The following is a 23,329-nucleotide window of genomic DNA, read 5'->3' as shown; positions in this document are numbered from 1 at the left end:
TAGTTCCTTTTGTTTTATTAAAAACTAGTTGTAGACTGAAAAGGTGTTTTCCATACATGAAAGCACCTTTTGTTAAAATGAAATCAATGTATCGTAAAACCTTTAAAAGTTCATTCAGAAGATCTGAAGAAACTTTTCATTCACATAATCAATGTTACCAGTAGTAGTCATGCTGGATTGAAAATTTTCTAAATGTACAAGGAATATGTCAGCTCGCCGTATGTAAGAATATGATCATCAGTAAATCCAAATGCTGTGTAGAATTTCTTACCTGCATCATTCTTAGGATGTACAGTTAAACGAATGAGATGGCAAGAAGGATGCGTATCTTTGATATGCTTAATCAACACTTCTAGCGCAGCAGACCCTAATCCCTTTCTTTGATATCTTTTATCGATGAAAAAATGAAATAGCCAAAAGTCTTCTTTACTATCAATTGTATAATGTAGATTAAAGAAACCTACCATTTTCTGCTGATTGTAGATCCCATAAGGTTCGATAATTCTATCGTCTGGTCTAATGTATGCTTTGGCAAGAGCTATAGCAACTGGAGGTGTAATTGAAGCAACAAATTCTTGTTGCTCAATATTTACAGAAAGTCCAAGAGCCTCTCGCCAATTTTCAGAAGTTATTTTTTTGAGACTTACTTGAGACATGAGTGATAACCTCCAGTTTTTACATTTGATTTTTGGGGATTCGGTATCATTTAAATCTCATGAAAATGATGTAGATTTACATAACGCATGATTATCGAAAATCAAAAATAACGAAATATCCCTTATTCACTGGTCTAAAACATTTTTTAAACGGAACATCTTTCATTTATATACTTAGTCAACTACCCACCACTTAAACGCTAACACGTTTTGAAGTGGGGGCTTGTAAAAAGCCCTGGTTGTCTAGCCTCGGTCTTTCGTGGACTCCGTTCGTAGGTTGCATACCCAAGAATGATTCCCTAGTTCTTGGCTCTATGGTGGCTCTGTAACAGTTCTGATTGGGAAGGAACGGTCAACCACAAGCCTTCTTGCACGAGAAGTTGCCAACACCTACAAACATTGGCGAAGGGAAACAAACTCTTAGGAGGGACAAAACATGCGTGTATTTGTCAAGAATTTAAGAGGAGAACCGCTCATGCCTTGCAGTCATCACAAGGCACGGCTTCTTCTCAAACAAGGAAAAGCGAAAATTGTGACGTACACACCCTTTACCATCCAACTCCTATATGCCACTGGTGAAACAGTACAACCCGTTACAATCGGTGTTGACAGCGGAGCAAAGCATATCGGCATTGCGATTACCACTGAAGACAAAGTGCTAGCAAAAGGAACCATTGAATTACGTCAGGACGTCAAAGAAAATCTTACACTAAGAGCTACATTACGCAGAGGTAGAAGACAACGAAAAACAAGATATCGAAAAGCACGTTTTCTCAATCGGAAAAAGAAAGAAGGATGGTTGCCACCATCGATTCAAAGTAGAGTGGATAACCAAATTCATTGGATTGAAACATTTTGCTCGTTATTGCCATCTCCAAAAGTGATTGTCGAAGTAGGAAAATTTGATGCACAAAAGCTAAAAAATCCCGATATACAAGGAACAGAATACCAACAAGGGGATACCTTTGGCTTTTGGAATACGAGATATTATGTATTTGCAAGAGACAATTACACCTGTCAAATTTGTAAGAAGCAAGGTGGTATTTTGCATACACATCATATTATTGAACGATGCAATGGCGGTTCAGATATGGCAGATAATCTAGTAACAGTGCACGATGAATGCCATCAAAAATTTCATCAAGGGAAAATCAAACACAGTTTCAAAAAATCAAAACAATATAAAGAGACCGCTTTTATGAATATATTGCGGTTACAAATCATGAATCGTTTAGATTGTGACATTACATACGGCAGTTACACCACACCGAAGCGCAAAGAATTAGGTTTATCAAAAACACATGTAAATGACGCGATTGCGATTACCCACCCAACACAAATACAAGAATATGATCAAAGCGGTGAGTTTCGGATTAAGCAATTTAGAAAGAAAAAACGCTCCTTGCATGAAGCAACTGCAAGAAAAGGAAGAAAAACAAAGAATACAAGTACAAAACGGAACAAGAAAAATACACCACATATAGATGGAATCTATTTAGGTGATAAAGTAAAGGTATTTGGACAAGTAGGATTTGTGACAGGATTTACAGGGGAAATGGTATACGTACAAGATATAAACGGACAATATATACAAAATCCTTCTAAATCCTATAAGCAAGTGAAGATGTCAGATATGGAATGTATACACCATACGAACAATTGGCAGTTCTTACAAATCAGTTAGGCTATGCCTAACCGAAATTCATCCCCACCTTACCGCTGGGCTCTTGCCCGTTACGCGCTTGAAGATGGGGACTTCTTTCGGAAATATGTTAAAAAAGTGTCTAAAATTAATTTATGTAATGATCCTAAATTTGTAGGAAGATTATGAATAGGGAAGAATCGCAAATCTTTTGATTCATCGTGATCGATACGTAATGTTCCTTCAAAATCACGACAAATATATGTAGCCAGAACTCCATATACTTGATCTCCATTTGGGTAAACATTGAAGAATTCTTTCCCGGAAAAATTTTGAAATAGTTCTAAATGCTTAACAAGTAAACCTGTTTCTTCATAAACTTCTCGTTTAGCGGCTTCTTCTAGCGTTTCACCGCATTCAAGTGCACCACCAATTATGCCCCAACAATCGAAATCACTGCGAAGCTGAAGGAGTACTTCATTGTTTTCGTTTAATATAATCACATGTGAACCGATTAAAATGAGTGGACGATTTCCAACTAAGCTGCGCATTTCTTCGACATATCCCATATATACACCTTTTCCTTTGTTTATATTACATACGCGCAAATTGTAAGTATGTTTCGTATGTAGTAAATCCTAACTTTTCTAAAATTGGAGCAGAATGACCTGATCTTGCCTGACATGTTGCTAAAATAATGCCTTTTTCCTTTGCATCTTGTAACCGTTTATAAACTAAATGCTTATAAATCCCTTTCTTGCGATAAGTAGGTAATACGCCGGAACCATTTAAATAAACTACAGATCCATCATGACTGTATCTATAGTTTGCATAGCCAACAGCAGTATTTCCGTCATAGCAAATGATATAACCACTAGTTTCATCGCTAGCTTCGATATATGATTTTCTCTGCTGAATAAGATTGACTCTTGCGGAGGGAGGATAGTCCCAAATCTTAATGCTTACATCAACAAGCTTTGCAATGTCTTCGTCTGTTTTCACATCGATGAAGTGGTACAATTGTGGTAAACCTAGAATATGAAAGTTTGATAATTGTAAAGCTACTCCAACATATTCATCGATACATACAAAATTTTGCTTTGTTAATGCCCTAATTAGTTCTTTTTGCTGCGCAGGTACCCACCAAGAGAATGGTATACTTTGAAATAAGTCCAATGCTGTTTCTAGTGGCTGCTGCGATGCAAAACGAACAACTTTATTAGCTTGAATACTAGGAATACTTTTATTTTTAATCATAATAAGATCCATTGTATGAATAAATTCAACTTCATTTGGAATTAATTTAGCAGGATAATCCCAATGGTGTGCTTCAATTGCATTTTGTATTGCTTGGATATCCATTGTTTTCCTCCGTATTTTAATAAAATGTTGGTAGTTCTTTTAACATCACCTCAGCTTGTGATGTTATATAAGTAAATTGAAGATTATTTACTGTTCTAAAATATAAACTACGCAAGAAAGTTTTTACATTTGAACATAAATTGCAATATTCATTGATTGGGAGTCTCGATTTAAATAGTGGCAGCAAGTTTAGTTTGACGCGAATTATATCGAATAGCTGCTTTTGCGAGAAACCGAGAGATATCATAGAAAGAAGAGGGGTAATAATACGCTCATCCTCATCAAAATGATATACAATGGAATAAACGAATATTTTATTTAAAAGGCAGTGTGTTAGTTCGTCATAATATTGTGACGATAATTTTTGATTATGAATAAGGGCATCGAAAGCATCTGATGCATGAGCGATGCTATGTGCCCACCCGTAAGGTTGTACGTACCCTCGTAAATCAATTTCCTGGTTCATATAGTCTACTAATTTTTCTTTTACGGTAATAATAGTTTCTTGTGTTAAAAAGTTTGTTTTATTATCTGCGCATAATATTAATGCAATTAATAATGTTGTAAAAGAACGTGTAAACACACTATTTGTGTTATCAGAAGTGATGCCATAATATAAATATTTTTCTTCTAAAGTTAGCATCAGTAATTTTTCTAACTGAGCCTCATGAAAATAATCACGTGAAATGAGATGAGAAAATGTAGAGTAAATCAGTTGATCACGTAAGTTGCCGTCTAATGTTCCGATATGATCTAGCATATGTAAGCTTAATTGATTTAAATCTATATTTTGAGGTAGTAAATATCCGTTTTTCTGAATGGTTTCTAGTAATTGCTGCAGCATAATGGTATTCAATGGTGCTCCCCCTCGTTATAGCTTTACCGATAAGACACTCTAGTGTCTATCCCGCATTAACGGACAGTAAGCTCCCACCTCAAGATTAAAAAGAGACGAGGAAGATAGATGGAAGATAACTGCTGGTTTGTGCCCGACTGAGTGGGCTTTCCATTAGTCGGGGATGAAAAAACTACTGATAGAAGTTTCACTTTATAAAAGTCTAATTGTTAAGGTTAATCATTGATGAAGGGTGAAGAAACTTTTTATTAATGGAATTTTTATGTTATAAACATTAAATGTCTAATATTCTACATATTCATAAAAACTCCTGCTCATGCAATTGAAAATATGTTATTTTAAAAATTTTACAGAAAGAGGTTATAGAATGAATCAATTGGTTAATATGGAACGAGATTTTAAAGTATTAGTAGGAGAACCACACTATATTACAATTGAAGAAAATAATACAGTTTCCTATACAAAGGAACAAGTCACAGAGGTTGTACAATATTGGATTGAAAAAGCAATGGATAAAGGGGTTTTACATTTACATTTCGTTATTTCATCAAAAAGTCCAAATTATACACATTATGAAGAGGTGTTTCAGTGTTTACAATTTCAGCATCAAAAAAGTTGTGTTATGGTGCTGAAAGATTTATCTGATGTTACAGATATGGAAGTTCCGTTTACGCTGAAAACAATAGATGAAGTAGGAGAAGACATATTTAAAACAATTTGGCTGGAATGTATGCAGTATTCTTTAAATACGAAAGAAACGTTATCTATAGATCAATTATTATATGCTTTTCAAACAGAAATTGGCGGCAGATGGAACGAACATTGTTTAGTTGCCTTTCAAGAAGAAGATCCAGTAGGAGTTATTCTTCCACATATAGAGCCAGGTACGATAGAAGAAGGACGATTGTTTTACCTTGGTATTGTTCCGAATATGCGCGGTAAACGATATGGTACAATGCTGCATGAAAAAGCATTGTACATTTTAAAAGAAATAGGTGCTTCTTATTATATTGGTAGCACTGATGAGATGAACGATGCCATGAAACGGGTGTTTTCTAACAACAATTGTATACAGTTAGGAAACATTGAGAAATATACAAGAGTGATTAGAAAAGGATAAATAAAGATCCCCTTCGAAGTATTAAAGAAATAAAGTGAAACTTCCATGAGCGGAGAAGCTTCATCTCCCACTCATGGAAAACCCGCTCAATCGAATCGGGCTTTTATGGGATAAATCGAGGGGGAATTGTATGTTAAAACAAACATTTAAAAGAATAATTCCGTTATATCCTGAATTTTTACTTCCAGGTTGGCATGTGGAACACATATCACAACGCCAGGAGGGAAAAGGGTGGGAAACGCTTTGGTTTCAGGTGATAGCACCTACAGGAATGTTTCGTGTGAAACAGTTTTTTCTGGATATTATGGAACCGACTTTTCCTGATAGTTGTTTGTATCAGGGACAGGGCGAGTGTTTTCGATATAACACACTAACATATTGGCGTGGTATAAATTATAAAGGGAACGATAGTTACGTCACTTCTAAGTGGAAAATGCAAATTGAAATTTCTATTGATGATGGAGTTATAGAACAACATCAGATGGAGGAATTTTTATATGGATTACAACCATTTGAATTAGAGGCAGCAAAACAACAAATAAAATTACCCTTTCATCGTTTGAGCTTTCAAATTCATAAAGAAGATGGCATGGGAGAAATTAATCGTTGTTCTATATGGTCCTCTCCACAAGAAAAAGACTTTGTATCATTACCGCTTCTAGTATCACATTCATGGGAGCTAGAGTCTGTTGGTTTTGGTAATCATGAAACACAGTATATATACTGGGATACAAAAGAGCAGTTATATGCGCTATGGGCATGTAGACATGCGAATTATAGTTATCTTCCTGTATCCTCATGGATCAGAAACTATAGTTCCCCGAAAAAGATAGGGAACTGTGAATATTATGCGCATCCCCAAAGAGGTACAGTTGTATATCAAGATTTCGGGGATGAGCAAATTGCCTATGTCTTTCGAGGGGCGCCGTGCACGTCCTTTACAAATATACAAGAAATCTTTTCTTTTTAAGTGCGATGTTTGAGCTTAGAGTGGAATATTTACAAGCAGCAGTTGATGAAATTAACAATGTATATGGTTCTGTGGAGCAATATGCTGAAAAAAAAGATTGAATATACGGAAGAACAGTTAGACGCTTTACACGATTTATTGTTAAAAGAAAATAAAATAGAAGATAGAGATTTTAAAGAGTCATAAGATTGCTTTTTAGAATCTCTATTTTTTATTTTCTTCATTTTACGATTGGATTGAAAATTGTTGGAATAATTACAAATATATCCACATTGTTAATAGAATAAGTACCGTAAAATTTATAATGAAGGGAGGAAATGAAGAAATGCTAGGATGGATATTAGGAGTATTAATTATAGTGGCAGTGACAGTTACGGGGACGGTAATGGTTGGGAAAAGTGAGGACGAAAATTATGGAACTTCAACAAAAGGAAATATTACAAGACTTTCAATCATTTATCTTCTTTTAGGGATTGTTTTAGTAGTTGGGATAGCGTTGTATATATATTTTTATGGATAAGGAAACATAGGATAGTAGAAATAAAGTGAGACTTCCAGCAGTGGGGGTCTTACTGTTCATTAATGTGAGATAAAGAGGAAGAGATTTTTCTGTATTTGACAATTCTAAAAAGTTATAAAATACAAAAACGTATTATGATATAATTAGAATGAAATTATTGGAAAATAAGAGAAGGGCTGGATATTGATGATTGAAATTATTAATGTATCAAAGAGTTATAATGGTAGTAAATTTGCGGTAAAAGATTTGAATTTAACAGTGCCGAGTGGAAAGATATTTGGTTTTTTAGGCCCAAATGGTGCAGGGAAATCAACGACAATTAAGATGATAACAGGTATTCACTCTCTTGATAGAGGGACGATTTCTGTGAATGGAAAAGACATTACGAAAGAGCCGCTTGAAACGAAAAAGTTATTTGGATATGTTCCTGACAGTCCAGATATGTTTTTACGCTTAAAAGGGATTGAATATTTAAATTTTATGGCGGATATGTACGATGTTCCGAAAGAGGTGCGTCAGGAAAAGATTCGAACACTAGCGGAACGTTTTAGTTTGTACGAAGCATTGTCCGATCAAATTCAAAGTTATTCACACGGGATGCGCCAAAAAATTATTATTATCGGAGTTCTTTTGCATGATCCAGATGTATGGATATTAGATGAACCAATGACAGGTTTGGATCCAAAGTCGGCATTTATATTAAAGCAAATGATGCGTGAACATGCTGATAAAGGGAAAACGGTGTTCTTTTCAACGCATGTGTTAGAAGTTGCTGAAAAATTATGTGATCAAGTTGCGATTATTAATAAAGGAACACTTCAATTTCAAGGGAATTTAGCAGAAATACGAGAGCATTTTGAATCTAATGAATCTCTTGAAAAAATGTTCTTGGAGATGACGGAAAATGAATAAAATTTGGATGTTAACAAAAGTATTATTAAAAATGAACTATGCTGATATGTTAACTGATAAAAAGAAGCGTGTTGTATATTTGCTTTCATTCTTTGGTCTTTTGTGTGTTGGATTTTTATTCATAGGTCCACTTGCATATAGCGTGTATGGCGGATTAAAACAATTTGGTCAGGAAAACTTACTGATTGGCATGGGATTAGCGATTGGAAGTATATGGGTGTTTTTGTTCAGTATTACGACAATTTTAACGGTGTTTTATTATAGCGATGACGTTGAAATGTTGTTACCACTACCACTTCAGCCAGCCCACATTATTACTGCAAAGTTTATTACTGTTTTAATTACACAATATGTGATGGCTTCGTTTGTTTTATTTCCTATTTTCATTGTCTATGGATTACAAAGTGGTGCCTTTATTACATATTATATTTATGTTTTAATCGTTTATTTATTTTTCCCGATTATTCCGTTAGTTCTTGCTTCACTTCTTATGACAATTATTATGCGTTATACAAATATCGCAAAAAATAAAGATCGAAGTAATATGCTAATGGGTTTATTTACTTTATTGTTGGTTGTGGGCATTAATGTATTTATGCAATGGAAAAATAGAAGCGCTGTTTCTGGACAAACGGCAGCAGACTATTTCGCAAATAATCAATCTTCATTTCTAGTAGAAATGACAAACTATTTTCCGACAACATATTTTGGGGCAATAGCGTTAACAGAAAGTACTTCATGGAAAGGGATTTTATATTTACTTCTTTTCGCTGCGATTTCATTTGCGTTTTATGTATTGTTTTTCTATGTTGCAGAGCGTACATATTTAAAAGGAGTTATTGGACTTTCTAATAGTACTGCAAAAAAAGAAGTGATTTCTTCTGAGAATTTTAATAAAGCTACTGTACAAAATTCACATTGGAAAGCATATGTGAAAAAAGAGTTTCGTATTTTGATTCGCACACCACAGTTTTTCATTAATTGTATTGTGCAAACTTTCGTGATGCCAATTATGTTATTTTTTATTATTTTTGTGCAAGACGGTAATTTAGCTTGGTTAAATAAATTTATAAAAGATAGTGAAACAGTAGGTCTTGCGCTTGGTCTTGCTTTTTGTGCAGGTATGTTTTTAATGGGATCCAATGTGATTGCGACAACATCTTTTTCGAGAGAAGGTCGTACTTGGTTTATTAATCGTTATTTACCAGTTAAGGCAGAGGGCATTTTCTTTGCGAAAGTATTTACAGCTTGGCTCATTAATATCGCCATTTTAGCTATCTTTGGCCTTGTACTTTTCATTGTAGGTGGTGTTTCACCAGTATTTATCTTACTTTGGTTCTTGCTTTGCGCAAACGGGTTATGGTTGATTAATTTAATTGGTACACGCTGGGATGCGCAAACAGCAGATATTCATTGGGATACCGAACAAAAAATGTTTAAAGGTCGTTATACTACGCTTTGGAATTTTCTTGTTAATATATTATTAGTTGGTCTTACTGTAGGCGGAGTATGTGCGTTATTTTTCTTATTAGGAATTGGAATGTGGGGTATGTTTTTAAGTATCCTAGTTGTTTTTACTATTGTAAATGTTATTGTGTCTCGTAGTTTACAACTTGGTGCTGAACGCATTCTAGCAAATATTAAATAAATCGTAAATCCTCTGTTACTATACAGAGGATTTATTATATAAGGGAGAGAAATTGCTATGAGGAAAATTGCAATTGTCACAGGTGCAACGCGGTTAAATGGTATTGGGGCAGCTGTTTGCAAAGAATTAGCTCGGAAAGGAATAGATATCTTTTTTACTTATTGGCCTCGCTATGATAAGGCGATGCCTTGGGGAATGAAGAGAGATGAACCGTTTGTATTAAAAGAAGAAGTTGAAAACTTTGGGGTGCGTTGTGATATGGCGGAGATTAATTTGGCACAGTCTTATGCGCCAAATCGCCTATTATATATGGTATCAGACCGTCTCGGAGAACCAACAATTTTAGTGAATAATGCGGCATACTCTACAAATACAGACTATGAGACAATCGATGTAAAGGAGTTAGATTCTCATTATACAGTGAACATAAGAGCACCTCTTCTGTTAAGTACACTATTTATAAAGCATTTTACAAAAGAAAAAGGCGGGAGAATTATTAACCTTACGTCTGGACAATCATTGGGACCGATGCCAGATGAGCTTGCATATGCCGTAACAAAGGGGGCCATTGAAACATTTACGGCTTCAGTTGCACCTGCTGCTATGAAAAAGGGGATTACAGTAAATGCCGTTAATCCAGGACCAACGAATACAGGATGGATGAATGAAGAAATAAAACAACATCTTGGAACAAGATTTCCAACAGGAAGAGTTGGAGAGCCAATGGACGCAGCGCAGTTGATTGCTTTTTTAGCAAGTGAAGAAGCAGCGTGGGTGACGGGGCAGATTATACATTCAACAGGAGGATTTCATTGAGAAACTTCTATTTTTAATAAATAACAAAAAGGGATTTTTGGAAGTATATAGAAAACTATTGGGGAGGTGAAATTGTAATATTAGGAGGCTTATTATGAATTTGAAAAAAATATCGATTGCTTCACTGGCGATTGGAACGATGCTCTCTATTACAGCTTGCGGTACCTCAACAGAAAAAGACCAAGCAAATCAAAGTAAAAAAGAACAAACAAACGTCCAAGAAGAGGCGAAACCAACAAGCGCAGAACAAACAAATGCGAGTAAAAATGGAGAGAAAGAAGAGAAAACAACAAGTAAAGAACAATCTGCAAATGAGAAAACAGAAGCGAAATCAACGAATACAGAACAAGCGAAAAATGAGAAAAATGGAACAAAAGAAACAACATCAACAAATGCAAAGCAAAATGCTAGTATGAAAAGCGGAGTAAAAGAAGTTGTACAACTAATAGAAGAAGTGGACAAGCAATTGAAAGCAAATCCGAAACAAGAAACTGTAAATAAACTCGGAAAGCAGCTTACTGATAAATGGGATGTAGTTGAGAAAGAAGTTGAAGCAAAACATGCATCTGATTATAAAACAATCGAATTAAATTTATACCCACTAATTGTTGAAATGGGAAAACAAAAGCAAGATTTAAAAAAGCTAAAGACGTTAACGTCGAAAACAAAGCAGGATTTAAATCAATTTTTGAATAAGCTTTAATAAAAAATGAAGACAAAAATAAGTCTTCTCTTATATATAACCTATGTAATAAAAGGAGAAACGTAGCAGGTGTGTGCGTGTCTTCTTTTATTTTAAGGTAAGATTCGTTGAAATAAATATATAATACTATCTTTAATGGAGTATAAAGTTGAAGTAGATACGGGATTAGTTCTAGAGAACAGGCAGTGAGAGGAGCTTTTCACCTCACGCTTGTTCTCTAGAACTACCCGTTAACGGGATAAAAATTGTTTTAAAGTTCCAGTTTCAATACAAGTTAGCGGAATAGTTTGTTCAGTTCCTTTCTTCATATTTCGTAAAACAGCTACATTTCTATTTATTTCGTTTTCACCAATAATAAGTACATATGGAATATTTTCTTTGTTTGCATAGTTAAGAGCTCGTTTTAGTTTACGATCTGTGAGTTCAAGTTCTATCTTTAAATTCTCATTTGTTCGCAATGTGTGTGCAATTTTTAAACATTCTGCTTGTGTTCCAAGTGGAATGATAAAGACATCGACAGAAGGGGATGCAAGTTCTTTTTGTAAAAGAGCAGTATAAATGACGTCTAAACCAAATGAAATGCCAACTGTTGGATAAGATTTATTATCGCCTCGAAATGCACCGATAATATTATCATAGCGACCACCGCTTCCAATGCTAGAGGTAATACTACCATCTGTTAAAAAGATTTCATAAATCGTTCCTGTATACATTGTGAGACCTCTTGCGAGAAAAGGAGAAAATACTGTATTAGATTCAATTCCAAGTGCAATTAAGTATTGTTTAAGTTCTTGGAGTTCAGTAACTCCTTCCTTTACAAGTGGATTAGAGAATGCCTTATCAAACTCAGAGCGCTGCATAGACATACATGTTTCCAATGTTTCACATAATATATCAATAGTTTCGCTTTGTATCCCTCGATGTATTAAATCATTTTTTACACCTTCAATACCGATTTTCTCAAGTTTATCTACAGATAAAATAACATCTTGTATTTGTGATTCGGGTATCTGTATAGTTTGCAGTATTCCTGTTAATAGCTTGCGGTTGTTATATTGAATAGTTACGTCTAGGTTTAACTTGTTGAATATGTCGAGAGCCATTACCATTAATTCTGCTTCTGCTATAACGGATTCAACTCCAACAATATCTACATCGCACTGTACAAACTCTCGAAATCTTCCTTGTTTAATTGGGCCATTACGAAATACTTTTCCAATTTCATAACGTTTAAACGGAAGGCGAATTTCTGGATTCATCGCTACAACTTTTGCGAAAGGAATTGTTAAATCATAACGCAGTGCAAGTTCACGATTACCTTGATCACGAAGGGTATACATCTCTTTTAAAATTTCAGCACCTCCTCCATATTTATAAGCCATTAAATCGTACATATTCAAAATCGGAGTTTCTAATGGTTTACAGCCGTAAGCTTCAAATGTTTCTTCACAAGTTCGTTTAATTGTATTACGCAGTACTTGCTCTTCTGGTAAATAGTCTTTTGTTCCTTTTACATTTTGTAGATTCATGTTTATTCCTCCTTTTGAAATAAAAAAAGCTATGTAGGTATAAAAATACCCACATAGCTTTATAATCGCTTCGTGGGTAGAACAGGAATAGCCCTGTACCCACGAAGAAAAAATTCTTCGGATACAAGGCGTTATGTATGATGATGAAGTTGGAAAGAAGTATTACGTTTTAACATAAGCAATCTCTCCTTAAGTTTTTTTATATCATACCAAATTAAGTTTGAATTATCAAACAATTTTCATCTCGCTGTTTTGGCCGTTCAAGAGACAACTTTTTCAAGAAGTAATAGATGCAAGTGTACCATTGCTTATTTTAATAAAATCTGTACCGTCAATAAAGATTTGTAATCCTCTTTTCCCAGCGCTAATGCTTATTGGGCTTAAATTTGCAGCAGATTCGTCAATAAAGAGCGGGTAATTTTTTTTCACGCCAAGTGGTGAAACACCGCCACGTATGTATCCTGTTAATCCTAGTATTTCCTTCATTGGAACCATCTCTACTTTTTTATTTTTACTTGCAGACGCTAATGCCTTTAAATTGAGCTCTTTATGCGAAGGTATACAAGCCATAATTATTCCGGTTTTATCTCCGCGAAGGACGAGAGTTTTGAAGACTTGTTCTAATTGTAAATCAACTTGCTTAGCAACATGTTTTGCATCTAAGTTTTCCTCATCCCACTCATATTCATGTATTGTATATGAAGTTTTATGCTTATCTAATAAACGACAAGCGTTTGTTTTACTACTCATATTCCACACTTCCTTTTTCGTTTCTTATTTTTAGTATACAAAATTTTGCAAAATAAGACAGGGGAAATGAGAAAGGACAAGAATATGTAACATATATTTTGAAAAGAAATGAGGGAAAAAGATGTGGAGAACAACTGATCTTTATGATGCATATGAAACTGAAGTGCAAGTATGTAAGCCTCTGTTTCAATCATACGGAAAGAAAAAGCAGTTTCACGGAAAAATTGCAACAGTGAAAGTAAAAGATGATAATGTACTTGTAAAACAAGCGCTAGAAACGTTGCCTGAGGGTACAGTATTAGTTGTAGACGGAGAAGGCTCAACAAATTGTGCACTACTTGGTGATAATTTAGCTAATATTGCAAAGGAACGAAATTTAGCAGGGATTATTATATATGGCTGTGTTCGTGATTGTGTAGAACTTACTAAAACGGAACTTGGTATTTTAGCGATTGCAACGATGCCAAAGCGTAGTGTGAAAGAAGGGAAAGGAGAGACGAATATTCCTGTTTCCTTTGGGGGAGTTTCTTGGATTCCAGGAGATTATGTCTATGTTGATGAAGATGGTGTGATTGTATGTAAAAAAGCGATTCATCATGAGTCATGATGTGAAGAAAAGGAAATTTGAATGTAAATAATGATAGAAATATTTTCAGATACAAATGTACATCAATATAAGGCTTTAAAAAGAGAGTTACAAGAATATTAGTATTCTTAAAAAGCAAATATGAGAAATGATAGACAAAAAAATATAAAAATAGTAAAATAGTACAGAATTTTGTAATATTGTGAATTATATAGGGCCATAGTATTTCACTATGTAAAAAGAGGGATTTTGGCGGAATTTCTATGTTATTTCGCTACTGTAAATGAGAAGACTTTTTACATTTTTCATCGAAGGATGCAAAAAGTTATTGTTTCATAAGCTGGGTACCTAACCTATGCAAATGCAACAACCTACTGAAATAGAGGTGCTGTGCATCTAGTGAACCCTTGTTTGAAGAGAGTTTATGCGCGCCCTTTGTGGGTATTTTTTTATGAGATTTTTAGGAAAGGGGAGGAATAAATAGTATGGAAAACATGAAAAAATGGTTATTCATGTCATTCATGACGATTGCATTAGTTTTCTCGTCATTTGCAAATACCGTACATATTGTCTTTGCTGAAGGTAAAACAGTAACATTAGCAATTGTTGGGGATTCACAAAAAGGAATTATGCTATGTCCAAAAGAAGTTACAATTCAAGATGGGGACACGGCCTATAGTTTATTGCAAAAAGAAATGGGCAGTAAAATAACTGCAGAAAACACGAATTATGGTGTATACGTAAAAGGTATAGATGGATTAATGGCTGGTGAAAAGAGCGGTTGGTCTTATGAAGTGAATAACAAATCACCTATGGTTGGGGCAGATAGCTATAAGCTAGAAGCTGGAGATGTTGTGGCTTATCGTTTTGTTTCAGACTGGAACAATATGAGTCAACAAACTTTGCAGCAAGTGTTAGATGAACTTGGTACCTGTAAGAAACAACCTGATACAGAAAAACCAGGCACAGAAAAACCAGGCACAGAAAAACCAGGTACAGACAAACCTGATACAACAAAACCGCAAGAACCTACAAAGGGTGATCTAACAAAGCAAGTTGATGAAGCAATTGTAAAAACTGCACAAAAGATGATAAAAGATGGTGTAGATAGTGACTGGGTAGTGATTGGTTTAGCTCAATCAGGTCAAGAAGTTTCCAAAGAGATGAAATCAAACTATTTACAATCATTAGCAGATCGTATTAAAGAGAAGGAAAACAGCTTTTCTTCCACTGAGTTAGCACGTACAATTTTAGCAGTTTCAGCGGTAGAAGGCGACCCAACAAATATTGCTAGTCAAAACTTAATTTCAAAATTATATAACTCTGAGAAAATAGATTCTATTACAGGATATACTTTTAGTTTACTTGCATTAGATACAAAAAAATATGATGTGCCAGCTGACGCGAAATGGAACCGCGATACATTAGTAAGCGCAATTTTAAAATCACAGCATACAGATGGCGGCTGGGCGTATATGGGGAAATTAGAGGAACCAAGTGATGTGGATGTAACTGGCATGGTTTTCCCAGCGTTAGCACCATATCAAGATCAAGTGGAAGTAAAGCAAGCATTAGATAAAGCGAAGCAACATTTAGCGAGTACACAGACAGGTAAAGGTGGATTTACATCGGGTGGTGTAGAAAATGCCAACAGTGTAGCGGAAGTAGTTCTTGGATTTGCAGCAGCTGGCATAGATCCAACAAGTACTACATATACAAAAAATAATCATAATGCGGTTCAAAATTTACTATCTTATCAATTAGAGAATGGTGGATTTAAATGGTTACCAACTGATACTGAAGAAGATAGTATGGCAACTGAGCAAGCGATGTTAGCGCTTGTTCAGTATAAGAACTATTTAAATGGAAAAGGTTCTATTTTCGATTGGACAAAACCTTCAACACCAACCAATGAAGGGGATAACGCAACGGAAGAGCCGAAACAACCAACTGGTGATGAACAATCTGTAACAAAGGAACCTGAAAACCAAGTGGATAATCAGTCAATTGTAGCTGCAGAAGATCAAGGTGAAGAAAAGGAAGCGAAAGTAGAAAAACATAGTTTACCAGAAACAGGTATGTCTAGGGTAAATACTGCTATGCCAGCTGCATTTGGTGTACTGTGCATTGGCGCTGCATATGTATTATGGAGAAGAAAAGCAGCTTGACAAAATTAGGAGCAAATATTTGCTCCTAATTTTATTACGAAAGGTGTGAGAAATGATGAAAATGTTGAAATGGCTTGTGTTGTTTGTTTTCTCATTTAGTCTTATCGCTGGGTGTAGTCAAAATGAGGTAAAGACAGATAAAAAGACAGCCGCAAAACAAACAGAGCAAAAAGTTGAAAAGAAACAGGAACAGCAATCTTCAGAAGAACAGAAACAAGAACAGAAATCACAAGAAGAAAAAGCTGTAGATTCAAAATCTATCGAACAGAATCAAGAGCAAAAACAAAACGCAGAACAATCACAAAATCAAGAGCAAAAAGCACAATCCCAAGAAAAATCCAAAGTTGTAAATGAGCCGAAAGAAACAACGAAGCAGGAAAATGTACAACAACCAGCTGAAAACCAACAGTCTGCACAGGGCCGTTCTGAAGGTACACCTTCATCTGTACAACCTGCTCCAGAGCCAAAACCGGAACCAAAACCGGAACCAAAACCAAAACCAGAGGTAAAGACGGTTACGATATCCGTACGTGATGATCAAAGTACGATCTTAGGGGGAACGGAAGTAGAACTTCAAGAGGGAGATACTGTTTTTAAAGTATTAGCTCGTACAATGAAGCAAAAGGGAATTCAAATGGAATATACTGGTTCAGGGAATGGTGTATATGTTCAAGGGATTAATAATTTATATGAGAAAGATAAAGGTAGCGGAAGTGGTTGGAAATATAGTGTAAATGGTGTTGTTTCTAATATGGGTGCAGGTAGATATGAAGTGAAACAAGGGGACAAAATTGAATGGTTTTATACGTTAGATTATAGGAAAGAAAATCGGTAAAGATCAATGAAACTAGCGTTTTCTTCTATGCATCCACTTGTCAATTTTCTGTATTATGTAGGGGTGATTATACTATGTATGGTATGTCTTCACCCTGTTTTTTTAATTGGTGCAATTTGTATGATCCTTATATTAAATATTATGCAAGGTAATGGAGAAAAATTGAGAAAAATGTTGCCTAGTACACTTTTTTTCGCTTTTATTATTACGATAGCTAATCCGTTATTAACACATCGAGGCAGTACGATTTTATTTTATATTGGTTATAATCCAATTACATTAGAAGCTGTAACATATGGATGCACAATGGCCTTATCGTTGGTTGGTATTATGTTTGCGTTTACTTCTTATAATGGAATGATATCGAGTCATAAGTTTTTATATTTATTTTCCCGTATTTCTCCGAAAGTAGCATTGCTTACAATGATTACAGTTCGTTTCGTACCTTTATTTATGAGACGTCTCACTCATATTACACTTGTGCAAAAGACAAAAGGAGTTCAAGTGGATGCGGGTTCCCTGAAAGAAAGGGCACAGAACGGCATGAAGCTTTTGCAAGTGTTTTTAGTTTGTTCATTGGAAGAGGCCCTGCAAACTGCTGATTCTATGCAAGCACGCGGATTTGGAGTGACAAAACGAAGTACATATATTCGATACCGTATGGAACATAGAGATTGGTTTGTCCTTACTTTGTTAGTGATTTTATTTGTATGTTGCCTTTTCGGAATAAGTATGGGATATGGTGTTTTACTAATTTATCCAAAAGTAGACTCACTCCTTTTGCAACAAAATAATCTAATTTTCTTTATTCTATTTCTTATGTATATTAGTCTACCAATTGTAGTAGAAGGAAGGGAGTGGTTATGGTGGCGCATGCAGAAATAAAAGATTTGTCGTTTACATATATAGACGAGGAGTCTACAGCCCTATGTAATGTGTCTTTATCTGTTTCTCATGGAGAATTTGTCGTGTTAGCAGGACGTTCTGGTTGCGGTAAGACGACGTTATTAAAACACTTAAAAAAAGAACTTCTCCCGATTGGAATAAGGGAAGGCAGTATATATTATAATGGGGAATTTTTACATACTATACCAGATTTATTATCGGCTCAAGAAATCGGTATGGTATTTCAAAACCCAGAGAATCAGCTTGTGATGGATACAGTTATTCAAGAACTTGCATTTTCCCTTGAGAATGTCGGTTATGAAACAACTATCATTCAAAAAAGAATTGCTGAATTAATTAGTTTTTTAGGTTTTCAAGATATGTTGCATCAATCTGTACATACGTTATCTGGAGGGCAAAAGCAGCTTGTTAATTTAGCTGCGGTACTCGTTTTACAACCTAAATTGTTGCTATTAGATGAACCAACAGCACAGCTAGATCCAATTGCAGCAAAAGATTTTTTAGGACTATTGAAACGAATTCATGAAGAATTAGGAATTACAATTATTATGAGTGAACATCGTCTAGATGAAGTGGTTCCTCTGGCTGATCGTATAGTTTTTATGGATGAAGGTACAATTGTTTATGATGGAAATCCAAGTGAAGTAATTCTAGAAATGTGGAAAGTAGAAGAGTTTCGCCCATATATTCCGCAAATTCCACGTTTATTTTTAGAATGGAAGGCTGAACACATTCCATTTACAGTGCGTGATGCACAGAAACAACTACATCCTATTTTAAATGAGTTTTCGTATGACAGACCATCGCAGCATATAGAAAAAAGGGATGTACTACTACAGGCAAAACATGTTTCATTTCAATATGAAAAACATGGAGCGTTCATTTTGCGGGATTTGATGCTGACGGTTAAACAGGGACAATGGACAGCGCTTGTTGGGAAAAATGGTACTGGGAAATCAACGTTATTAACGCTTTTAGCAGGTCTGCAAAAATGTCGCAGAGGAAAAGTAATCTGGGAAGGTAAGTTGATCCATAAAACAGAAGTAAAAGAGCGCTTTAAAAAAATCGGTTATGTATCGCAGCACCCTTACTACCATTTTACACATGATACTGTTTGGGACGAGCTTTTTAGCCGTGCGCAAGAATTATATAAAAGAGAAGCGAATGAAAAAGTAGAAGAAATGCTTCGGAAGTTTTCAATCATGCATATTCGTAATCGCCATCCGCATGATTGTAGCGGCGGAGAACAGCAATTAATTGCTCTTTGTACAGTGCTATTATCAAAGCCGAATCTACTATTATTAGATGAACCGACAAAGGGACTAGATCCAGGAAAGAAAGAAGAGCTTGGAGAGTTGTTTCAGCAATTACAAAGAGAAGGAACAACGATTGTGATGGCAACGCATGATATTGAATTTGCAGCAAAATATGTGGATAACTGTATCATGTTATTTGATGGGAAAATTATTATGGAAGACACACCGGCACACTTTTTTAGTGAGAACTTTTTTTATACAACATCTGTTAATCGTTTTATTCGTAAACAACTGCCGTATGCTTTAACATGGGAGGATGTGTTTGAGGCGTGTCCAAAAGATATGCTGGTATAGTTGTAGTCGTTTTTTTAGTGTTGATTATTACACTTTTATTTACGTCTTTTGTGACGGATCAATATTATATATGGTGCGGTCTCTTCTTTTTAATTGTGATTATGCTGCCGTTTTATATGCGTTTTGAGAAAAAAGCTTTTGTTTCGCGTGAAATTGTACTTGTAGCTGTCCTAGCGGCAATCGCTGCGATTAGTCGCGTTCCATTTTCTATCATTCCAAGTGTACAACCAACTTCGTTTGTTATTATTGTATCAGCAATTGTATTTGGTAGTGAGACGGGTTTTCTTATCGGTGCAACAGCTGCATTAGTTTCCAATATATTCTTGGGACAAGGACCTTGGACCCCGTGGCAAATGTTTTGCTGGGGTATGATGGGTTTTTCAGCAGGACTACTGCGACATACGTGGATGATGAAAACATTATGGGGAAGAGCTCTCTTTGGATTTATAGCAGGATTTGCTTTTAATTGGACTATGAATTTATGGTTTCTTATTGGCTTTTTGAAAGAACTAACATGGGATACTTTTATAAAGGCATATATTACAAGTTTTTATTTTGATCTTGCACATGCACTTTCCAATGTATTTTTTCTTTGGGTGTTTAGCACATCTTGGATTAAAATATTGGCACGCTTTAAGAAGAAGTACGGTATATTGGAATGAGGAAATGTAACCTATTTTTTCTCAAGTAAGTAGGGAATAAGTTCTTCTTCTAAGACATAAATATATACAGTAGGATCGCGACTTACATATTCGTTTGCCTTTTGAGACACTTCTTACATGATGTACGAGGTGTCTTTTTTATTTATAGGCTCTGTTAAATTTTAATGCTGATAATTCAATAAAATTAAAGGAAACTCAATCCTTATGGGTTTCCTCTTCTTGTTAAACATATGTCCACATTTGTTTAACAAGAAAATTGTAAATTTTAAAAAAACAAATGATTATATTTTTAAAGCGTGATAGTATTCGAAATGTAATAAATATTAATAGAGAAAGGAAAAAGAGACTATGAATATTAAAGTCGAAACTCTTCCAAAATATCGCATTGCATATGTGCGACAAGTTGGTCCATATGGCTCTTCCAACATTCAAGCAATGGAAAAGTTAAAAAAATGGGCTAAGGAGAAAAATCTTATTAAATCGGCAATAATACTCGGAATCCCACAAGATAACCCTGAAACAACACTTCCAGAAAACTGTAGATATGATGCTTGTATTGTCATTTCAAAGGATTATCAAATAGATGATTCAATTTGCGAAAGTGAACTTACTGGTGGAAAATATGTTGTTTGTAAAATCAAACATACAGCGGAAGATATTCAAAAAGCATGGATTGAAATTTTTCCAGCTTTACAAAACAGTGGATATCAAATTGACAACAAACCGATTTTAGAAAGATATACTGTTGATATGATTAACAATGATAATTGCGAAATATGTGTACCTGTAAAACCATTATAATTTAATTAGTACATTTTTACTCGTTCGAGCTTATAATGGCTATACCAAGAATTTGGACAGGTATCATATATTAACAATATTCTTTAACAGACTTTATTTGTAAGCAAAATGCATTTCTAATTAACTATTTAGGCATTAGAATTTAATTCATACCATCAGTGGTAGAGGAAGAAAAATCACCACTGATGGAAGTTTTACTTTATGTCATTCCTGAGATAAAATTTCCGCTGTACTATCGCATTGTTGCAGCGCATGTTGAACAGCTTGTAAAGATTGTTCAACACGTTGACGATTATCTGATTTCTCTACTGTTTGCAAGGCGTTTTGTAAACAGTTTTTTGCTTCATGTAAAGCTTGGCAAGAATCTTGAACATGACCGCGTGCATTTTTTTTCATGATTGCACCTCCTTTGGTCTATACATTTGTAGTATGAGCAAGGAGAAGTAAAATATAATAGTTTTCTAAAAAAATAAATCCTTACAATTCTTATGAGAATTGACTTTTTTAGTTATATTGATTATAGTAAGAGATAAAGTGAATATTTTCTTATCCAGAGAGGTGGAGGGACTGGCCCGATGAAACCCAGCAACCGCAATGCAGGTGCTAATTCCAGCAGAACAGTTTTGTTCTGAAAGATAAGAAGGAAGAGATATGTTCCGCTTCTTCTTATCGAAGAGGTTTTTTTATTGCAAAAAAACCGATAATGAAAGATGGACAACGAGAAGAAAGGAGTGGACATAGCTGTGACAATCGAGAAATATATTACATTGCGAAGTGCAATTTACGAATATATGGAAGAACAAGAAGCGCCGATTACGTTATTGGATATTCAAGAGTATATTGCTTCTGAACATAAAGGGAAATTTGCGAAAAAGATGCTTCAGCAATTTTATTTATTACGGTTACTTGATGAGTTAAAACTGGATGGGAAAATTACTTTAGCAGAGCCGCATCAATATATAGATGATAAGGGGATTTACTACATAGTAAAAGAGAAAAGAGGGAGCTGATCTCTCTTTTTTTATGTTATAATTTATTTGAAAATTCTCTTATTTTTGAGGTATGTAGATAAAAAGACTGTACTATGCAGTCTTTTTACAAGGAAATGGTGCTGAGTGTGTAGTGTTCAAAAATTAAATGTGCCCCGAAAGATGGGCGTTCTCGGCTAACAAATAAAAAAGACACCATTGCCGAATAGGTGTCATTGTTTTTGTCAAAGGGGCTTGCCCTCTGACATGTATTAGAATAGCATGTGAATCCATTAAAAGTCAAAAGGAAATTAAAGGAAAGGTGTTGCTTACAATGAACATATTGATTGTATACGCGCATCCAAACCCGTCTAGTTTCAACGCTGCTATTTTGAAATATGTGGAACAAGAATTGCAAAAAACAAATCACTCTGTAACTGTTCTTGATTTGTATAAGGAACAATTTAATCCTGTTCTAACCTTTAATGAGACAAAAAAGAGAAGAGATTTAGTGCATGAGGAAGAAACGGAGAAATATAGGAAACTTGTAACAGAGGCAGATCACTTCATTCTTATTTATCCAGTTTGGTGGTGGAGTATGCCGGCGATATTAAAGGGATTTATTGACCGAGTATTTGTTTCAGGCTTTGCTTACAAATATGAAGGGATAATGCCTAAAGGATTACTTACAGGAAAACAAGCATGGGTAATTTATACGCTAGATTCTCCTTTATGGTACGCTGCTCTTTTATACCGATCAGCGGAATGGATTGTGATGAAGAAAGGAATATTGTACTTTTGTGGGATACGCAATATAAGGCGTTCTGTATTTCAATCTGTAAAAAACAGTAAACAAGAAAAAAGAGAGAAATGGCTGCAAAAGATATATGAGAAGGCAACAAGATTATGAAGAATAGGGAACGAATTTATAAAATTATGAGTATATGTAAAAGAGAAGATGATTTGTTTTATTCTTATCTTTCTTGTTTATTTAGGTTAAAGGAGTATAGCCAACAATTTTCTAAAGTCAAACAAGAAGTGCGGGTAGATTATCTTATAAGGGGCATTTGTGAGAGAGAAGTAGACATTTTAGTAGAACAAAATAAACAGGTTGCAGATTTGTATATACCTAAGATGCTCAGATGGGAATTTTTACGAATAAATGTCCGCTATATAGAAGATGTGTGTTCGATGGTATTTCAGTTAAAACCTTTATGTTTTTCAGAAGAACAATGGAAAAATGTAATTAAGATTATAGAGAAAGAACTGCCATAAGACAGTTCTTTTCGTAATAAAAATAAGCCTAATT

The 23,329-nt window shown here is 34.8% G+C and carries 26 protein-coding genes and 1 riboswitch; of the genes, 19 read left to right on the top strand and 7 right to left on the bottom strand.

What is annotated here, in order from left to right; translation table 11 throughout:
* Positions 1 to 188: 188 nt before the first annotated feature.
* Entirely contained in the window at positions 189 to 656 is a 468-nt protein-coding gene (locus ACFQZ1_RS15435) for a GNAT family N-acetyltransferase (RefSeq protein WP_377883069.1), read from the bottom strand.
* A 436-nt stretch (positions 657 to 1,092) separates the two neighbouring features.
* Between ACFQZ1_RS15435 and iscB the strand changes: the two genes are divergently transcribed.
* Complete coding sequence (iscB, locus tag ACFQZ1_RS15430) at positions 1,093 to 2,340, top strand: RNA-guided endonuclease IscB (protein WP_377883068.1); 1,248 nt, start codon at positions 1,093 to 1,095, stop codon at positions 2,338 to 2,340.
* Between the two features lie 50 nt (positions 2,341 to 2,390).
* Here iscB and ACFQZ1_RS15425 read toward each other — a convergent pair whose 3' ends face one another.
* From ACFQZ1_RS15425 to ACFQZ1_RS15415, 3 genes are read right to left on the bottom strand one after another with little or no spacing between them, the layout of a single operon-like run.
* A complete protein-coding gene (locus ACFQZ1_RS15425) occupies positions 2,391 to 2,867 on the bottom strand; it encodes an NUDIX hydrolase (protein WP_377883067.1) in 477 nt (158 codons plus the stop codon).
* A gap of 25 nt (positions 2,868 to 2,892) precedes the next feature.
* Positions 2,893 to 3,660 carry a GNAT family N-acetyltransferase gene (locus tag ACFQZ1_RS15420; RefSeq protein WP_377883066.1) on the bottom strand — a complete coding sequence of 256 codons (768 nt, stop codon included), beginning with the start codon at positions 3,658 to 3,660 and terminating at the stop codon, positions 2,893 to 2,895.
* 16 nt (positions 3,661 to 3,676) lie between these two features.
* Entirely contained in the window at positions 3,677 to 4,516 is an 840-nt protein-coding gene (locus tag ACFQZ1_RS15415; RefSeq protein WP_377883065.1) for a DUF2785 domain-containing protein, read from the bottom strand.
* A gap of 367 nt (positions 4,517 to 4,883) precedes the next feature.
* Between ACFQZ1_RS15415 and ACFQZ1_RS15410 the strand changes: the two genes are divergently transcribed.
* The 8 genes from ACFQZ1_RS15410 (at position 4,884) to ACFQZ1_RS15375 (ending at position 11,205) form a co-directional block, all read left to right on the top strand.
* Positions 4,884 to 5,636 carry a GNAT family N-acetyltransferase gene (locus ACFQZ1_RS15410; protein ID WP_377883064.1) on the top strand — a complete coding sequence of 251 codons (753 nt, stop codon included), beginning with the start codon at positions 4,884 to 4,886 and terminating at the stop codon, positions 5,634 to 5,636.
* Positions 5,637 to 5,766: 130 nt separating this feature from the next.
* Positions 5,767 to 6,606 (top strand): hypothetical protein, encoded by an 840-nt coding sequence (locus tag ACFQZ1_RS15405; RefSeq protein ID WP_377883063.1) that lies wholly within the window; start codon positions 5,767 to 5,769, stop codon positions 6,604 to 6,606.
* A gap of 5 nt (positions 6,607 to 6,611) precedes the next feature.
* Positions 6,612 to 6,707 carry a hypothetical protein gene (locus tag ACFQZ1_RS15400; protein ID WP_377883062.1) on the top strand — a complete coding sequence of 32 codons (96 nt, stop codon included), beginning with the start codon at positions 6,612 to 6,614 and terminating at the stop codon, positions 6,705 to 6,707.
* A 224-nt stretch (positions 6,708 to 6,931) separates the two neighbouring features.
* Entirely contained in the window at positions 6,932 to 7,126 is a 195-nt protein-coding gene (locus ACFQZ1_RS15395; protein WP_377883061.1) for a hypothetical protein, read from the top strand.
* 186 nt (positions 7,127 to 7,312) lie between these two features.
* The gene (locus tag ACFQZ1_RS15390; RefSeq protein WP_377883269.1) at positions 7,313 to 8,038 is read left to right on the top strand and encodes an ABC transporter ATP-binding protein; all 726 of its coding nucleotides are present in this window, start codon (positions 7,313 to 7,315) and stop codon (positions 8,036 to 8,038) included.
* The gene (locus ACFQZ1_RS15385) at positions 8,031 to 9,686 is read left to right on the top strand and encodes a putative ABC transporter permease subunit (RefSeq protein WP_377883060.1); all 1,656 of its coding nucleotides are present in this window, start codon (positions 8,031 to 8,033) and stop codon (positions 9,684 to 9,686) included. Before ACFQZ1_RS15390 ends, ACFQZ1_RS15385 begins: the two co-directional genes overlap by 8 nt.
* Positions 9,687 to 9,743: 57 nt before the next feature.
* Positions 9,744 to 10,502 carry an SDR family oxidoreductase gene (locus ACFQZ1_RS15380; protein WP_377883059.1) on the top strand — a complete coding sequence of 253 codons (759 nt, stop codon included), beginning with the start codon at positions 9,744 to 9,746 and terminating at the stop codon, positions 10,500 to 10,502.
* A gap of 94 nt (positions 10,503 to 10,596) precedes the next feature.
* Positions 10,597 to 11,205, top strand: a complete 609-nt coding sequence (locus ACFQZ1_RS15375) for a hypothetical protein (RefSeq protein ID WP_377883058.1) — start codon at positions 10,597 to 10,599, stop codon at positions 11,203 to 11,205.
* Positions 11,206 to 11,435: 230 nt separating this feature from the next.
* Here ACFQZ1_RS15375 and ACFQZ1_RS15370 read toward each other — a convergent pair whose 3' ends face one another.
* Both ACFQZ1_RS15370 and ybaK read right to left on the bottom strand, forming a co-directional pair.
* Entirely contained in the window at positions 11,436 to 12,734 is a 1,299-nt protein-coding gene (locus tag ACFQZ1_RS15370; RefSeq protein ID WP_377883057.1) for a histidine--tRNA ligase, read from the bottom strand.
* A gap of 276 nt (positions 12,735 to 13,010) precedes the next feature.
* The gene (gene ybaK / locus ACFQZ1_RS15365) at positions 13,011 to 13,484 is read right to left on the bottom strand and encodes a Cys-tRNA(Pro) deacylase (protein ID WP_377883056.1); all 474 of its coding nucleotides are present in this window, start codon (positions 13,482 to 13,484) and stop codon (positions 13,011 to 13,013) included.
* 121 nt (positions 13,485 to 13,605) lie between these two features.
* Between ybaK and rraA the strand changes: the two genes are divergently transcribed.
* The 7 genes from rraA to ACFQZ1_RS15330 all read left to right on the top strand — a co-directional run bounded on the left by rraA (position 13,606) and on the right by ACFQZ1_RS15330 (position 21,052).
* Positions 13,606 to 14,091 carry a ribonuclease E activity regulator RraA gene (gene rraA / locus ACFQZ1_RS15360; RefSeq protein ID WP_377883055.1) on the top strand — a complete coding sequence of 162 codons (486 nt, stop codon included), beginning with the start codon at positions 13,606 to 13,608 and terminating at the stop codon, positions 14,089 to 14,091.
* 464 nt (positions 14,092 to 14,555) lie between these two features.
* Entirely contained in the window at positions 14,556 to 16,238 is a 1,683-nt protein-coding gene (locus tag ACFQZ1_RS15355; protein WP_377883054.1) for a DUF4430 domain-containing protein, read from the top strand.
* A 55-nt stretch (positions 16,239 to 16,293) separates the two neighbouring features.
* A complete protein-coding gene (locus ACFQZ1_RS15350) occupies positions 16,294 to 17,073 on the top strand; it encodes a DUF4430 domain-containing protein (protein WP_377883053.1) in 780 nt (259 codons plus the stop codon).
* A 6-nt stretch (positions 17,074 to 17,079) separates the two neighbouring features.
* Positions 17,080 to 17,958, top strand: coding sequence for an energy-coupling factor transporter transmembrane component T (locus ACFQZ1_RS15345; RefSeq protein WP_377883052.1), 879 nt, complete (start codon positions 17,080 to 17,082; stop codon positions 17,956 to 17,958).
* Positions 17,937 to 19,589 (top strand): ABC transporter ATP-binding protein, encoded by a 1,653-nt coding sequence (locus ACFQZ1_RS15340; RefSeq protein WP_377883050.1) that lies wholly within the window; start codon positions 17,937 to 17,939, stop codon positions 19,587 to 19,589. The genes ACFQZ1_RS15345 and ACFQZ1_RS15340 overlap by 22 nt, the downstream gene beginning before the upstream one ends.
* The gene (locus tag ACFQZ1_RS15335; protein ID WP_377883049.1) at positions 19,565 to 20,251 is read left to right on the top strand and encodes an ECF transporter S component; all 687 of its coding nucleotides are present in this window, start codon (positions 19,565 to 19,567) and stop codon (positions 20,249 to 20,251) included. The genes ACFQZ1_RS15340 and ACFQZ1_RS15335 overlap by 25 nt, the downstream gene beginning before the upstream one ends.
* 348 nt (positions 20,252 to 20,599) lie before the next feature.
* A complete protein-coding gene (locus tag ACFQZ1_RS15330) occupies positions 20,600 to 21,052 on the top strand; it encodes an AraC family transcriptional regulator (protein WP_377883048.1) in 453 nt (150 codons plus the stop codon).
* A gap of 204 nt (positions 21,053 to 21,256) precedes the next feature.
* On the opposite strand, the gene ACFQZ1_RS15325 is transcribed toward ACFQZ1_RS15330, so the two are convergent.
* Entirely contained in the window at positions 21,257 to 21,448 is a 192-nt protein-coding gene (locus ACFQZ1_RS15325; RefSeq protein WP_377883046.1) for a hypothetical protein, read from the bottom strand.
* A 147-nt stretch (positions 21,449 to 21,595) separates the two neighbouring features.
* Positions 21,596 to 21,694, top strand: a riboswitch (SAM riboswitch).
* Between the two features lie 68 nt (positions 21,695 to 21,762).
* Here ACFQZ1_RS15325 and ACFQZ1_RS15320 point away from each other — a divergent pair.
* From ACFQZ1_RS15320 to ACFQZ1_RS15310, 3 genes are all read left to right on the top strand, one after another.
* The gene (locus ACFQZ1_RS15320; protein WP_377883045.1) at positions 21,763 to 22,062 is read left to right on the top strand and encodes a hypothetical protein; all 300 of its coding nucleotides are present in this window, start codon (positions 21,763 to 21,765) and stop codon (positions 22,060 to 22,062) included.
* Between the two features lie 292 nt (positions 22,063 to 22,354).
* Complete coding sequence (locus ACFQZ1_RS15315) at positions 22,355 to 22,930, top strand: NAD(P)H-dependent oxidoreductase (protein WP_377883044.1); 576 nt, start codon at positions 22,355 to 22,357, stop codon at positions 22,928 to 22,930.
* A complete protein-coding gene (locus ACFQZ1_RS15310; protein ID WP_377883042.1) occupies positions 22,927 to 23,295 on the top strand; it encodes a group-specific protein in 369 nt (122 codons plus the stop codon). The genes ACFQZ1_RS15315 and ACFQZ1_RS15310 overlap by 4 nt, the downstream gene beginning before the upstream one ends.
* The last annotated feature ends 34 nt before the right edge of the window (positions 23,296 to 23,329 follow it).

It is taken from the genome of Bacillus sp. CGMCC 1.60114, assembly GCF_042676365.1.
GTDB lineage: Bacteria > Bacillota > Bacilli > Bacillales > Bacillaceae_G > Bacillus_A > Bacillus_A rhizoplanae_A.
Note: the sequence above shows the minus strand (reverse complement) of the source record. Positions and strands in the feature narration are given on the sequence as shown.

What these genes read in the sequence shown, in the direction of transcription:
- ACFQZ1_RS15435 (WP_377883069.1), bottom strand. Translation starts at nt 656, where the DNA reads ATGTCTCAAGTAAGTCTCAAAAAAATAACTTCTGAAAATTGGCGAGAG.
- iscB (WP_377883068.1), top strand. Translation starts at nt 1,093, where the DNA reads ATGCGTGTATTTGTCAAGAATTTAAGAGGAGAACCGCTCATGCCTTGC.
- ACFQZ1_RS15425 (WP_377883067.1), bottom strand. Translation starts at nt 2,867, where the DNA reads ATGGGATATGTCGAAGAAATGCGCAGCTTAGTTGGAAATCGTCCACTC.
- ACFQZ1_RS15420 (WP_377883066.1), bottom strand. Translation starts at nt 3,660, where the DNA reads ATGGATATCCAAGCAATACAAAATGCAATTGAAGCACACCATTGGGAT.
- ACFQZ1_RS15410 (WP_377883064.1), top strand. Translation starts at nt 4,884, where the DNA reads ATGAATCAATTGGTTAATATGGAACGAGATTTTAAAGTATTAGTAGGA.
- ACFQZ1_RS15405 (WP_377883063.1), top strand. Translation starts at nt 5,767, where the DNA reads ATGTTAAAACAAACATTTAAAAGAATAATTCCGTTATATCCTGAATTT.
- ACFQZ1_RS15400 (WP_377883062.1), top strand. Translation starts at nt 6,612, where the DNA reads ATGTTTGAGCTTAGAGTGGAATATTTACAAGCAGCAGTTGATGAAATT.
- ACFQZ1_RS15395 (WP_377883061.1), top strand. Translation starts at nt 6,932, where the DNA reads ATGCTAGGATGGATATTAGGAGTATTAATTATAGTGGCAGTGACAGTT.
- ACFQZ1_RS15390 (WP_377883269.1), top strand. Translation starts at nt 7,313, where the DNA reads ATGATTGAAATTATTAATGTATCAAAGAGTTATAATGGTAGTAAATTT.
- ACFQZ1_RS15385 (WP_377883060.1), top strand. Translation starts at nt 8,031, where the DNA reads ATGAATAAAATTTGGATGTTAACAAAAGTATTATTAAAAATGAACTAT.
- ACFQZ1_RS15380 (WP_377883059.1), top strand. Translation starts at nt 9,744, where the DNA reads ATGAGGAAAATTGCAATTGTCACAGGTGCAACGCGGTTAAATGGTATT.
- ACFQZ1_RS15375 (WP_377883058.1), top strand. Translation starts at nt 10,597, where the DNA reads ATGAATTTGAAAAAAATATCGATTGCTTCACTGGCGATTGGAACGATG.
- ACFQZ1_RS15370 (WP_377883057.1), bottom strand. Translation starts at nt 12,734, where the DNA reads ATGAATCTACAAAATGTAAAAGGAACAAAAGACTATTTACCAGAAGAG.
- ybaK (WP_377883056.1), bottom strand. Translation starts at nt 13,484, where the DNA reads ATGAGTAGTAAAACAAACGCTTGTCGTTTATTAGATAAGCATAAAACT.
- rraA (WP_377883055.1), top strand. Translation starts at nt 13,606, where the DNA reads ATGTGGAGAACAACTGATCTTTATGATGCATATGAAACTGAAGTGCAA.
- ACFQZ1_RS15355 (WP_377883054.1), top strand. Translation starts at nt 14,556, where the DNA reads ATGGAAAACATGAAAAAATGGTTATTCATGTCATTCATGACGATTGCA.
- ACFQZ1_RS15350 (WP_377883053.1), top strand. Translation starts at nt 16,294, where the DNA reads ATGAAAATGTTGAAATGGCTTGTGTTGTTTGTTTTCTCATTTAGTCTT.
- ACFQZ1_RS15345 (WP_377883052.1), top strand. Translation starts at nt 17,080, where the DNA reads ATGAAACTAGCGTTTTCTTCTATGCATCCACTTGTCAATTTTCTGTAT.
- ACFQZ1_RS15340 (WP_377883050.1), top strand. Translation starts at nt 17,937, where the DNA reads ATGGTGGCGCATGCAGAAATAAAAGATTTGTCGTTTACATATATAGAC.
- ACFQZ1_RS15330 (WP_377883048.1), top strand. Translation starts at nt 20,600, where the DNA reads ATGAATATTAAAGTCGAAACTCTTCCAAAATATCGCATTGCATATGTG.
- ACFQZ1_RS15325 (WP_377883046.1), bottom strand. Translation starts at nt 21,448, where the DNA reads ATGAAAAAAAATGCACGCGGTCATGTTCAAGATTCTTGCCAAGCTTTA.
- ACFQZ1_RS15320 (WP_377883045.1), top strand. Translation starts at nt 21,763, where the DNA reads ATGGACAACGAGAAGAAAGGAGTGGACATAGCTGTGACAATCGAGAAA.
- ACFQZ1_RS15315 (WP_377883044.1), top strand. Translation starts at nt 22,355, where the DNA reads ATGAACATATTGATTGTATACGCGCATCCAAACCCGTCTAGTTTCAAC.
- ACFQZ1_RS15310 (WP_377883042.1), top strand. Translation starts at nt 22,927, where the DNA reads ATGAAGAATAGGGAACGAATTTATAAAATTATGAGTATATGTAAAAGA.